Origin of the sequence: Acidihalobacter yilgarnensis, from assembly GCF_001753245.1 — a bacterium.
GTDB classification, from domain to species: Bacteria; Pseudomonadota; Gammaproteobacteria; order DSM-5130; family Acidihalobacteraceae; genus Acidihalobacter; species Acidihalobacter yilgarnensis.
Window position 1 is genome coordinate 3,387,578 of sequence record NZ_CP017415.1, and the last position, 12,302, is coordinate 3,399,879.

Sequence of the window (12,302 nt, forward strand, 5' to 3'; positions counted from 1 at the left end):
GCAAGCAAATACCCAGGGGAGTTCCGAACGAATTCGCCCCTGACCGCAGAATACGGCGGTCAGGGGCGGAAAGCGGTGATATCAGACCGAGGCGCCGGCCAGCGCGCGCACGCGGTCCTTGTCCTCGAGCAGTTCGCGGGCCATGCCATCAAAGACGATTTGCCCGTTGTCGATGACGTAGGCGCGACTCGATATTTCGAGTGCCATGAAGGCATTCTGTTCGGCAAGCAGAACGGCTTGACCATCCTTGACCATATCCTGGATCAGCGCATAGATCTCCTGCACGATCTTCGGTGCGAGACCCTGCGAGGGCTCGTCCATGATGAACAGATCGGGATTCGTGATCAGCGCGCGACCGACCGCCAGCATCTCCTGCTCGCCGCCGGAAAGCTGCCCGCCAGGATGGCGACGCCGTTCGTGCAGGCGCGGGAAGAACTTGTAGATTTCGGCCAGGTTCCAGCGTCCGGGGCGGGCTACCGGCACTGCGAGATTTTCCTCCACGGTCAGATGCGGAAAGATCTTGCGGCCCTCGGGCACATAGCCCACACCCAGCCGGGCCACGCCGTGCGGCGGCAAACGCTCGGCGCGCTTGCCAGAGATGGTAATCGTACCCTCGGCACGCGCCGCCAAGCCCATGATGCCCTTGATGGTGGTGGTCTTACCGGCGCCATTGCGGCCCAGCAAGCACACGACTTCGCCCCGATTCACATTCAACGAGACACCGTGAAGAATGTGGCTCTTACCGTAATAGACATGCAGGCCCTCGACCCGCAGCAAGTTTTGATCGCTCATATCGTGCTGCTTCCCAGATAGGCTTCCTGTACGCGTTCGTTGTCCGCGATCTCCCGCGGCGTGCCCTCAGCGAGCAACCGCCCGTTGTCCAGCACGGTGATGCTATGCGCCAGATTGAACACCAGATGCATGTCGTGTTCGACGAACAGCACGGTCAGGTCGAAGGTCTGATGCAGACGCTTGATCAGCGTCACCATGTGGTCCGTCTCATGATCGCTCATGCCCGCGGTCGGTTCGTCGAGCAACAGCAATCGCGGGTCCATCGCCAGCGCCATGGCCACCTCGACCACACGCTGGTCGCCATGCGCCAGCTCGCCCACCTCCCGGTCTGCCTTACGGGTAAGCTGCGTGGCCTCAAGCAGTTCGTCGAGCTTGCGCTTGACGTCCTCGCGCTTGCCGCGCGAGATCCAGGGCAGCAGGCTCACACCCATCTCGGCCTCGACCGCGATGCGCAGATTCTCGTAGACGCTCAGTTCCTTGAACACCTCGGTGATCTGGAAGGTCCGCACGATGCCGGTACGTACGCGCTGCTCCACGCTCTGATGGCTGATCTCGACGTCGTTGAAGTGAATCGAACCCTCGGTGGGCGTGAACATGCCGCTGATCAGGTTGAACAGCGTTGTTTTCCCGGCACCATTAGGGCCGAGCAAGGCGCGGATTTCGCCCTTGCTCACCTTCAGGTTGATGCCGCCAAGGGCTTGCAGCTGTCCGAAACGCTTGGAGACCTCGTGTACGTTGAGTAGTGTTGTCATGATTTCACCCGCGTGCGAAGCATGCCCAGCAGGCCCTTGGGGAAGAACAGGACGATCAGGATGAACATGACGCCCAGTGCCGACATCCAATTATTGGTGTAGGAACTCAGGAAATTTTCTGCCAGCACGTAGACGGTGGCGCCGAGCAGCGGCCCCCAGAAGCTGCGCATTCCCCCGAGCACACACATCATCACGAAGTCGCCCGACAACGTCCAATGCAGAGCTGCCGGAGAAATGAAGTTATTGAGCAGCGCATAAAGCGCGCCCGCCAAGCCGCCGATCATGCCGGACAGGATGAACGCAATCCACAGCAAATTGCGGGCGCCAACGCCGAGAAATTCCAGTCGCCGCTCATTCTCGCGTACGGCGATGAAGGCATGCCCCAGCGGTGAGCGCAACAACAGTGCAATCAGTCCGGCAACCACTGCGAAGCAAAGCAGCACAAGATAGTAATACTGCACGCTGTCGAGTTTGAGCGCGAAATTGCCGAGGTCGATGGGCTGACGATTGAAACCCAGCAAACCATCCTCACCACCGGTGAAGCTGTTCCAATTCACCACGATGAAGTAGAAGGCCTGCCCGAAGGCAATCGTGATCATCGAAAAGTAGATACCGCGCAGACGCACCGCGATGGGTCCCAGAATGGCGGCCGCAAGACCGCCAACCAGGATGCCCATCACGATGGCGATCGGTGTACTCGGCGCGAGGTGCATCAGCGTCTCGCCGGCGGCATAACCACCGAGGCCAAAAAAGGCCGCCTGACCGAATGACAGGGCGCCGGAAGTGCCAAGCAACAGGTTCAGCCCCATCGCCGCCAGACCCAGCGTCAGCGCGCGCGTGGCCAACAGGTTGTAGCCGCCCAGCCAGGAAAACCAGATCGGCACCGTCAGCAGCGCCAGCCAAATGAAGGTCGGCGCGATCAGCTTACGGTAAGGATTGGCGTTCGGCTCGGCGCCCGATGCCGGTTTGGACGATTGATTCATGCTTTGTGTAGCGCTCATCCGAAAACACTCTCTTTACCCAGCAAACCGCGCGGACGGATTGCCAGAACCAATGCCATGATGATGTAGATGACCAATTCGCTGGCCTGCGGATAGAAAGCCGAGGTGATGCCAGAGGCCAGGCCGATCAGCAATCCACCCAGCAGACTGCCGAGCAGACTGCCGACACCGCCGACGATAATGGCGACGAAGCTCGGCATGATGAGGTTGTCGCCCATTTGCGGACTCAGGCCCTGCCAGCCGGCCGCGAGTACGCCCGCGACGCCCGCCAGGAAAATGCCCGCGGCGAAGCTCAGGGCGCGCAACTGATAGATGCTCACACCCAGGGCAGAAACGGTGTCCAGATCGGACGCCCCCGCCAAAATCCGCAGTCCGACACGCGTGTACCTCAAGAACGCCAGCAATCCCAGCGAGAACGTCACCGCGATGACCAGGATCAGCACGCGATAGCCGGTAATAAAAAAATAAGTCTGACTCAGCGCGCCCTGCAAAAAATGGGGGATCTGCAGCGGTAGCCCCTGCGCACCCCAAATGGTGCGAATCATGTCTTCCATGATCAGCACGAGACCGAAGGTCAAGAGCAGGCTGAACAAAGGATCCCTGCCGTACAGGGGCCTGATCAGCAGGCGCTCGACCACCACGCCGAGCAACGCCGCAAGCAACGGCGCCACGAGAAGGGCGCCGGCGAAGCCGATGTACGGTAGCAATGTGTAGGCGAGATATCCGGCCAGGGCCAGAAAGCCGCCATGCGCAAAGTTGATGACCCGGTTCAGACCGAGTATCAGTGACAATCCCAAGGCCATGAGCGCGTAGAACACGCCCAGCAACAGGCCGTTGAGCACATCGAACAGTATCAGCTCCACCGGCTTCTCCTCAGCTCGGGTAGGTCATATGGCAGCCCTTTTCGGCAGCGCTCTGGGTGATGCTGGCGCCGGGCTCGTATTTGAGAACATTGAACAGGTCGGGGTATTGCCCGCCGGATTTGACCTCACCTGCAAAGATGCCCGCCATCAGCTGGTGGTCGTCCGCGCGGAACTGCAGCTTGGCCGGTGACAGGCCGACGCTGGCCGGCAAGGTCATACCCGCCATGGCGCGCGACACCTTGACCGAATCCAGCGACTTGGCCTCGTTGGCCGCCTGCGCGATGGCATGCGTGGCTACATAGCCGAACCAGCTGCGTGCGGTCGGGTACTTGCCGCCGTTGCGCTGCCGGTAATGCTCGACGAAGGGTTTGACTTCGGGCACGTTCGGCTGATTCCACCACCACTCGAAGCTCCAGTCACCGACGCGGGCCGCTGCGGGTAGCGCCTGCAGCACTTCAAGCTCCATCATGCCGCCCGCCACGCCGAACTTCTTCTGCAGACCAAACTGATTCACCTGGGTCAAGGCATGTACGAGGTCGTCGCCAGCCTGCAGGATGATCAGGCAGTCTGGCTTGGCGGCCTGAGCCTGGATCAGGTAGGAGGAAAAGTCGGTGGTGCCGAGGGGTGCCAGTGCCGAGCCCAGCACGGTGCCGCCGTGCGCCTTGAGGATGCGTTCGAAGGCCGCCTGTTCGGTCAAGCCGAAGGCGTAGTTCGGGGTCAGGAAGTACCAGCGCTTGCCGTACTTGTTCATCAGGGTCTCGGCGATGCCCGCGGCCAGCATGTAGGTGGTCGTGCACACGCGGAAGGTACTCCAGCTGCAGTGCGTACCGGTCACCGGGGTCGCGTGGCCGCCGGAATCCACGAACAGCACGCCCATTTCGCGGCTAGCCTGTTCGATTGCCTCGGACACCGCCGAGGACACGGTTCCCTGCATGAAGTGCACGCCGTGCTGTTTCACGAGCTGATGCGCCTTGGACACGGCCAAGCCAGTCTTCGAGCCAGTATCGGTTACGATCAGCTCAAGCTTGCGGCCCAGCACGCCGCCATGGGCGTTGACTTCGGCGGCGGCCATCTCGGCGCCGCGGGTCTGGTTGCGACCCAATTCCGCGTAGGTGCCAGTGGATGGGTTGAGTACGCCGATACGCACCGCATCGCTTGCGGCATAAGCGTTGCGCGAACCCAGCGTGAGCGCCTGCGAGGCGGCGAGTACCGCGCCCGCCTTCAGAAAGTCGCGTCGTGAAAACGCACTCCGCCCTTCATTGCCTTCCCCCGTCGAACCGGGTGTTTTCTTGTCGGCCATGACCTCTCCTCCTCATGAATTTCAATAGTTTGCTTGGTCAACTGTTACGGTGGCAATCTGAGTATATAACCGCAACTAATTCCCGAACAATCTGAGGTTATCGATGCTAAGCGCTGCCGACGAGAGTGGCCAGCCGGCAGAGGGCGCAGAGTATGCCCCCTTGACCCTCGATTGGCCAAGCCCCTGCGACTTTATGTCCGCAAGGGGCTTGGGTTCAAGGCCATTTAGCGCCAAGATACCGGGGCTGTCGGCAACGTGCCGGCAGCCCCGCAACTGGAACCGAAAGGCACCCCGTGAGCACCATTATCGGCATCTCGACATTCGGCCCCACCCCTCGCGGGCGCTACGAGTGTCCCAAGGGCTATCCTGCCGCCATCCACCGCGCCGGTGGCCTGCCATTGCCGCTGCTACCGTTGCCGGTGCGCATGGCCGAATACCTGGAACTGATCGACGGGCTGATTCTGATCGGCGGCGAAGACATCGACCCCACGGCCTACGGCGAGGCGCCGCGCATGCCGCTCTCTCACCTGAATCCGCATCGCGACCGAGCCGAGATGACGCTTGCGCGCGCCGCCGTTGCCCGCAATATCCCCTTGCTTGCGATTTGCCGCGGCATGCAGATCGTGAACGTGACCCTTGGCGGCGGAATCCACAGCCACCTGCCCGATGTATACGGTCAAGATGTTGCTCACGTCGGCGATGAATGGGCCGTCCTGCCCCATGAAATACGCCTTGCGCCAGATAGTCGCTTGCACGGCTGGCTGGGCACATCGCAATTTTCGTCTCTGTCTGGCCACCACCAGGCCATTTCGACGCTGGGGCGCGGATTGCGCGCCAATGCCTGGGCTCCCGACGGCGTGATCGAGGCCTTCGAGCACGAAACGCATCCCTTCCTGGTAGGCGTGCAATGGCACCCGGAACTCAACGCCGACAAGGATCCAGTACAACAACGGCTGTTCGACTGCCTGGTCGCCGCCGCGCTGGGCTACAAGCGAACCGCCGCACCGGGATCGCCATCCTTGCCTTCCGGTTCGGCAAAGGCATAACCATCCTTGGTACTGTGCTTGATGCGATACATCGCGCGGTCGGCCTGATTGATCAACGTCTCCGGCGCGTCACCGTCCTGCGGGTAAAGCGCCACACCCAGGCTGCAACCCACGTACATCGGCTCGCCATTCCCCGTGAATAATGGAGGATGTAGCAAATCGGCGACCTTTCGTGCGATACGCTCGGCGCCCTCACGCCCATCCAGTGCACCGGCCACAATCAGAAATTCGTCGCCGCCGATACGCGCGACCGTGTCCACCTCGCGCAACCCTTCGGACAAACGTGTGGCAACCTGCTTGAGCACTTCGTCGCCAATAACATGTCCATAGGTGTCGTTTACCGGCTTGAAGCCATCGAGGTCCAGGAACATGACCGCCATCAGTTTTCGGGTACGACGTGCTTCGGCAATGGCCTGCTCCAATCGGTCGTTGGCCAGCCGTGCGGTGGGTAGGTCGGTCAATGGGTCGTGGGTGGCCATGTGCCGGATTTCCTCCTCGGCGCGGCGACGAGCGGTGATGTCGCGCATCACGCCCACGAAACGGCGTTCGCCGGACACGCGCATCTCCGAGATCGACAGCGCAAGCGGAAAGGCCCGTCCATCGCGGCGTTGTCCCTCGACTTCGCGGCCGATACCGATGATCTTGCGTTCGCCCGTATCGAGATAACCGCGAATATAGCCATCATGTTCGCCAGCCTGAGGCGCGGGCATCAGCATGCTGACGTTGCTACCCAACATCTCGCTCTGCGGATAGCCGAACATAGCCTGCGCCGCTGGATTGGCGGACAGGATGTGCCCTTCCATGTCGATGGTGACAATACTATCCAGCACGGCCTCGAAGACCGCACGGCTTTGGGACTCGCTGTCGCGCAGTGCCGCCTCCACACGATGACGCTCGGAAATTTCAGCCTTAAGCGACGCGTTCATCGCTGCGCCGCGCAACAAGGCGTACGAGGCGCGCTGATACAGGAACACCATATAGACGGCGAGCAGTACCAGTCCCAGCCCACCGATCAACGCCACCTCCGCCTGTTCCGAATGCGTGCGCGCGAAGAATCGCGCCGTCGGCCAAACCGTGACGACGAGACGCCGATTGAGCAATTCGAGGTGATTGCGTTGTCGCCACGTGGCCACGAGTGGGTCGCCCGACACATGCCCGACCGAGAACAACGCTTGCCCGCCAAAGCGAATCGACAACCCATAATCGCGGTCAAGATTGATCTCATCGCTGTGCATAAGCACATCGTTCAACCAAGCGTCGGCCTGCACCACTGCCACGATGAACCCATCGGCCCTGCCATGAGCGTTGAGCGGCAGATAGATTGCAAAGCCATGACCGTGATCGCCGAGCGGGATGACCGGTCCCGCCGTGGACTCACGCCGGTCCGGGTGTTGCTGCCCATCGGGCAGCATCGGCGGCGGCGGGGCGCTGGCGGGCATGATCCAGCGCACCCGGCCACTCGGCCCCACCCAGGCCAGCGACTGGAAACCCGGCATGTCGGCGAGATAACTACGCGCATCCGCCTCCCAGGCGATTCGCGTACTCCCCCCCTCCGCATCCCAACGTCTGGCCATGCGCTGCAAGGCTGGTATGCGCATGCGTAGATCGCCGTCGATCACTGCGGCAATGCGCTCGCTTTCCGCCTTGATGATCAGCTTGAGGCGCGCATGATCCCCGGCATGGAGCATGATCCACAGCAGGAAGACCAACAGCAGCAGTATCGCCCCCACCAGTACGGGCAGCACCCAAGTGTTGTCCTTGAACCATGCCTTTTCCCGTCGCTCCCAGCCCAGCGCCCCGCCCTCCGATGTGCCGGCGGCCTGTCTCTGCACCCCCGCATTGAATTGAGTCTAGTCGACCGGGCGCATTTGTCGGATTGAACCCCGTTGCATAGTCCCGGTCCCAATATCGGCACTGACATGCGCCGGCAGTTTCCCGATAATGTCACGCTCCGGCATCGTCATCGCTTCAGGAGGTTTTTTGAATCATATGGATACGGCGGCACGAGAGGCCCCTGCGGCTCTGATCACCGGCGGCGCCCAGGGCATCGGGCTCGGCATCGCCCGCCGCCTGCGCGAAGACGGTTACCGGGTCATGATCGCGGATATCGATAGCGAGGCCGGCGAGATCGCATCCCGCCGTTGGGATCTAGCCTTCGAGTGCGTCGACACTGCGGAGGAGACCGACGTGGCGCGCTGCGTGCAAGCGGCCGTCACGCGTTACGGCCGTCTTGATGCGCTGGTCAACAATGCGGGCATCGCAGGCCCCGAGTGCGGGCCAGTGGAATCGCTGGATCTGGCCGACTGGAACCGCTGGCTCGGCGTCAACCTCACCGGCTACTTTCTCACCGTCAAACACGCCGTGCCCGCCCTGCGCGCGGCTCGCGGCACAGTGGTCAACATCGCCTCGACCCGCGCCCTGCAGTCGGAGCCGAATACCGAGGCCTATGCAGCCTCCAAGGGCGGCGTAGTGGCGCTGACTCACGCGCTGGCCGTCAGCCTGGGCCCAGATATCCGCGTCAATTGCATCTCGCCGGGCTGGATCGAGGTGCGCGACTGGCGCAAGCCTTCGCGTGCGGAGCTACCCACACTCAGCCCCGAGGATCACGCCCAACACCCCGCCGGACGCGTCGGCGTACCTGGCGACGTGGCCGCGCTCGCCGCCTTCCTGCTCTCCACCGAGGCCGGCTTCATCACCGGACAGAACTACGTCGTCGACGGCGGTATGACCCGCCGCATGATCTACCGCGACTAGCCGACCTTCGCCGTCTCGCGCAACAGGAACCCTGTACGCATGAATGCCAACCGTCTCGCCTATGTACTGCTCACGCTGACCGCCCTGTTCTGGGCCGGCAACTTCGTCCTCGCGCGTGCGGTTCACAACAGTGTTCCGCCTGTAGGCTTGGCCTTCTGGCGCTGGCTGGTCGTCGCCGTCTTCGTCATACCCTGGGGACTGCAGGAACTGCGCGCGCAATGGCCGCTGATGCGGCGTAGACCCGTGCTGATGCTGATTCTCGGGCTGCTCAGCGTAGGGGCCTTCAACACCTTGATTTATGTGGGCGTGCAGACCACCAGTGCAGTCAACGCCTTGCTGCTGATCTCGGCAATTCCGGTCTTCATCCTGCTGCTCGCGCCCCCGCTACTCGGCAATCCGCTGCGCCCGCGTCAAACGCTCGGCGTCGCGATCTCCGCTGCCGGCGTGTTGCTGGTGCTCAGTCACGGCCACCTCGCCGCCTTCGGCAGCCTGATCCACCACACCGGCAATCTCTGGGTACTCGCCGGCGTCTTCAGCTGGGCGCTGTACTCCGTGCTCCTGCGCCGCCTGCCCCCGGGCATCGGTGGGCGCGGACTGTTCGTCGCCACCGTCATCATCGGCCTGACCATCCTGCTGCCTTTCTACCTGCTGGAAACCTTCGTCGAACATCGTCCGGTGCACTTCGACGGCACCTTGGTCGTCAGCGTGGCCTACCTCGCCCTATTCGCCTCGGTGCTCGCCTATATGTTCTGGAACAAGGCGGTGGGCATGATCGGCGCCGAGCACGCCGGGGTATTCATCCATCTCATGCCAGCCTTCGGACTGATACTCTCGGCCGTGTTGCTCGGCGAGCGCGTCAGCCTCCCCGATCTCGGTGGGCTTGCGCTGATCCTCGCCGGCCTGTTCGTGGCGACCGGTCGCCTACCCTTTCGACGCGCATAGGGACCCGGCAAAGCTCGGGGCGAGCTTCGCGCCGTACACCGGTACGATACCGCTACATCACCCCGTATGACGCTGGACGGGCATATCCGCCGGAAGGGGTGAAGAACACACCGCTGTACCGCAAGGTAGCGTGTTTCCGGTATCGACGGGCGCGGCTTACTTCACACCCCCCGGTGCGGCGGCCATCGCGGCGCAGGCCGATAGCGTCTCAGGCGTTCATCTGCTTGGGTGCAGGCAAGGCAGGCAACATGGCCGGCAAGCTGAGCGTCATGCACAGCCCACCATCGGCACGATTCTCGGCCAGGATGGTTCCCTTGTGAGTCTCCACCGCATGCTTGGCGATGGCGAGCCCCAGGCCGTAGCCGGCACGCCCCCGGTCGGGGACTGTGCGCCACGCACGAAGGGTTCGAACACCGTGGCGAGCAACGGCTCACTCATGCCCGGCCCACGATCACAAACCCGCACGAGAATATCGCTGCCTGCCAGGGTAACCGATACCTCGACCTGATCATTCGGAGGCGAGAAGCGCAGGGCATTGCGCACCACATTCTCCAGCGCCCGACGCAACAATTCCTCACGCCCCATCAGCTGCGCCGTGCCGACGCACTCGAGCACCACGCTACGTCCGTCGGAAGCCTCGAAATTGGCATCGGAGACCACCTGCCCGATCAGCGCCGCGAGATCTACGCGCTCCTCCGGCCCCATGTCCACCCCCGCATTCATGCGCGAGAGCGTCAGCAGTTCGCCGACCAGCTCGTCCAGACGGCCACTCTCGCGCTCGATGCGCGTCAACGCCGTTCCCAGTTTGTCTGGTTGCTGACGTGCCAGCGCGACGGCGACGCCGAGGCGTGCCAGCGGTGAACGCAGCTCATGAGAAACGTCGTGCAGCAAGCGCTGCTGCGCCGTCACCAATGCCTGCAAACGTGTCGCCATATGGTCGAAATCCCGCCCAAGATCGGCGATTTCGTCACGCCGGGTGCCCATGCGCGGCAGTACGCGCGTGTCCAGCGAGCCCGCCGCCAAGGCGCGCGTGGCACGCTGCAGGTGACGCACCGGACGCGTCAGATACCAGGCAAGACCCAGACTGAACAACAGGCTGGCGGCAAGCGCGGCCCCCAGGCGGACAATCAACTCGTCGCGCACCAGCGCCCTGCGCGCCGCAGCGCTCGGGTGCACCCGCAGCTCGATAGGGATGAACATCAGGTAACGCTTGCCATCGGGCGCCGCGACCAGTCGCAGACCGGGACCGGCATCACCGGCAGCGAGGGCGGACTGCGCCTTACCCAGCACCGTCGCCGGTACCGAACGCCCGAAGATATCCACGCCTTTGTCGCTCACGACCAGCACCGGGAAGTGTTGCCAAAAGCTGGAGCTGGTAAACAGTTCACGCAGCGCCGGCACGCCGCCAAAGTGCAGCACGGTGGCAGCGGAGGTCACCGCAAAGTCCACCTGCGGCCCACCAGCCACATCCGTGATCTCACGCATGCGCGCCTGGTTGTGCAGATATACCGCCGCGCCCACGGCCGCCCCGATGGCGATCTGCACCACCCAGAAACCAAGGAATATCTTCCAAAATAGTCGCCCCACGAACTAGGCCGCCACGAGCTGATAACCGATACCGCGCACCGTCTGAATCGGCGAACGTCCGTCCGGTAATTGCCCAAGCTTGCGCCGCAGATTGCTCACATGAACATCCACACTACGGTCGTATCGCGACAACGGATGCCCGAGAACACGCTCGGAAATCTCCTCCTTGCTAACCACTCGCCCGGCCTGACGCGCCAAGGTTTCCAGCAGGTTGAATTCCGTGCTGGTCAGGGCCATGCGCTCACCTGCCCACTCGGCCACCCGCTCGGCCGAGCGGAGGGTCACTTCGCCCACGCGCAACGTCTCCCGCGAAGCGCCGGGCGTTGCCCGGCGCAATACCGCACGCAACCGTGCCACCAGTTCACGCGGATTGCATGGCTTGGGCAGGTAGTCGTCGGCGCCCAACTCAAGGCCGACGATACGGTCGACGTCATCGCCCTTGGCGGTCAACATGAGCACGGGCACCAGCGACTGTTGGCGAATCTGCCGGAGCGACTCCAGGCCACTCTGGCCCGGCAGCATGATATCCAGCACCACGGCATCGGCGTCGCCGGCAAGCGCCTGCTGCACGCCATCCTCTCCGTTATGCGCCGACGTCACATCGAAGCCTTCGGCCTCAAGATATTCCGCAAGCATCTCGCACAATTCTTCGTCATCGTCGATCAACAACACACGATTCATCGTCATCCTGGCCCGTCTGTCCTTGGTTTACCTGAAATCATGCTGCCACAGCCCACGTGCCTCGGCAGCAAAGTATTGCCCCGCTTTACATAGCTTTACCCATTCAGCATGCACCTTTGCGGGGCTCACGCGGATACTGCATCCATCGCAGGACAATGACGTTCAGCAGACACGGAAGGAGCGGTGGATCATGACGCATCAAGACGCAATCTGCTTCGGATGCCAAGGCTTTACCGCTCCCTGCCAACGTCATACCAATCCACGACGACCGCATCCGACGCCTGCGGCCATCGCTTGATACATCCGCGCCAGCTCACGCGACACCTCAGGCGAGACCCCTAGCTCTCCTCCTGACTCGGCCCCTACAGTGGGGCCGTTTTTTATGCGCACCGCTCAAATGCAGCCGCGCGCATTGCGCGACATTTCTGCTTGAAATCCAACCCTCTGAAATACGGTCGCGACGGCACGAATCGTGGCATGTGCGGGCACGTCATTAAATCCAGCAACCTCGTATTTCGCACCGATAAAACAATCAAACTGGATTCCATACGATCCCACCCTGCGGGATGTTCGCCTGAACCCCT

At 62.5% G+C, this 12,302-nt stretch carries 11 protein-coding genes and 1 pseudogene; 3 read left to right on the plus strand and 9 right to left on the minus strand.

Annotated features, from left to right (window positions below; translation table 11 throughout):
- Window positions 1–81: 81 nt before the first annotated feature.
- Genes BI364_RS16315 through BI364_RS16335 form a run of 5 tightly spaced genes read right to left on the minus strand, consistent with a single transcriptional unit; the run spans window position 82 to window position 4,708 of the window.
- Complete coding sequence (locus BI364_RS16315) at window positions 82–792, minus strand: ABC transporter ATP-binding protein (protein ID WP_070079638.1); 711 nt, start codon at window positions 790–792, stop codon at window positions 82–84.
- Entirely contained in the window at window positions 789–1,544 is a 756-nt protein-coding gene (locus BI364_RS16320) for an ABC transporter ATP-binding protein (protein ID WP_070079639.1), read from the minus strand. The genes BI364_RS16315 and BI364_RS16320 overlap by 4 nt, the downstream gene beginning before the upstream one ends.
- Entirely contained in the window at window positions 1,541–2,545 is a 1,005-nt protein-coding gene (locus BI364_RS16325) for a branched-chain amino acid ABC transporter permease (protein WP_197495759.1), read from the minus strand. The genes BI364_RS16320 and BI364_RS16325 overlap by 4 nt, the downstream gene beginning before the upstream one ends.
- The gene (locus tag BI364_RS16330) at window positions 2,542–3,408 is read right to left on the minus strand and encodes a branched-chain amino acid ABC transporter permease (protein WP_070079641.1); all 867 of its coding nucleotides are present in this window, start codon (window positions 3,406–3,408) and stop codon (window positions 2,542–2,544) included. The genes BI364_RS16325 and BI364_RS16330 overlap by 4 nt, the downstream gene beginning before the upstream one ends.
- Before the next feature lie 10 nt (window positions 3,409–3,418).
- A complete protein-coding gene (locus BI364_RS16335; RefSeq protein WP_070079642.1) occupies window positions 3,419–4,708 on the minus strand; it encodes an ABC transporter substrate-binding protein in 1,290 nt (429 codons plus the stop codon).
- A 293-nt stretch (window positions 4,709–5,001) separates the two neighbouring features.
- Here BI364_RS16335 and BI364_RS16340 point away from each other — a divergent pair, with 293 nt between their 5' ends.
- On the plus strand, window positions 5,002–5,754 hold the full coding sequence (locus BI364_RS16340) for a gamma-glutamyl-gamma-aminobutyrate hydrolase family protein (protein WP_070079643.1): 753 nt from the start codon (window positions 5,002–5,004) through the stop codon (window positions 5,752–5,754).
- Here BI364_RS16340 and BI364_RS16345 read toward each other — a convergent pair.
- On the minus strand, window positions 5,694–7,586 hold the full coding sequence (locus BI364_RS16345; RefSeq protein ID WP_070079644.1) for a diguanylate cyclase domain-containing protein: 1,893 nt from the start codon (window positions 7,584–7,586) through the stop codon (window positions 5,694–5,696). The two genes, BI364_RS16340 and BI364_RS16345, sit on opposite strands and share 61 nt — an antisense overlap.
- A gap of 157 nt (window positions 7,587–7,743) precedes the next feature.
- Between BI364_RS16345 and BI364_RS16350 the strand changes: the two genes are divergently transcribed.
- Together BI364_RS16350 and BI364_RS16355 are read left to right on the plus strand one after the other, a co-directional pair.
- The gene (locus tag BI364_RS16350; protein WP_070080165.1) at window positions 7,744–8,508 is read left to right on the plus strand and encodes an SDR family oxidoreductase; all 765 of its coding nucleotides are present in this window, start codon (window positions 7,744–7,746) and stop codon (window positions 8,506–8,508) included.
- A gap of 39 nt (window positions 8,509–8,547) precedes the next feature.
- Window positions 8,548–9,450 carry a DMT family transporter gene (locus BI364_RS16355; RefSeq protein WP_070079645.1) on the plus strand — a complete coding sequence of 301 codons (903 nt, stop codon included), beginning with the start codon at window positions 8,548–8,550 and terminating at the stop codon, window positions 9,448–9,450.
- Window positions 9,451–9,658: 208 nt separating this feature from the next.
- Here BI364_RS16355 and BI364_RS19280 read toward each other — a convergent pair whose 3' ends face one another.
- The 3 genes and pseudogenes from BI364_RS19280 to BI364_RS16365 all read right to left on the minus strand — a co-directional run bounded on the left by BI364_RS19280 (window position 9,659) and on the right by BI364_RS16365 (window position 11,718).
- Window positions 9,659–9,778 (minus strand): ATP-binding protein, encoded by a 120-nt coding sequence (locus tag BI364_RS19280; RefSeq protein WP_407639326.1) that lies wholly within the window; start codon window positions 9,776–9,778, stop codon window positions 9,659–9,661.
- Window positions 9,779–9,837: 59 nt separating this feature from the next.
- Window positions 9,838–10,935 (minus strand): annotated as a pseudogene (locus BI364_RS16360) (HAMP domain-containing protein); the annotation flags it as partial.
- 105 nt (window positions 10,936–11,040) lie between these two features.
- Window positions 11,041–11,718 (minus strand): response regulator transcription factor, encoded by a 678-nt coding sequence (locus BI364_RS16365; protein WP_070080166.1) that lies wholly within the window; start codon window positions 11,716–11,718, stop codon window positions 11,041–11,043.
- Between the last annotated feature and the right edge of the window lie 584 nt (window positions 11,719–12,302).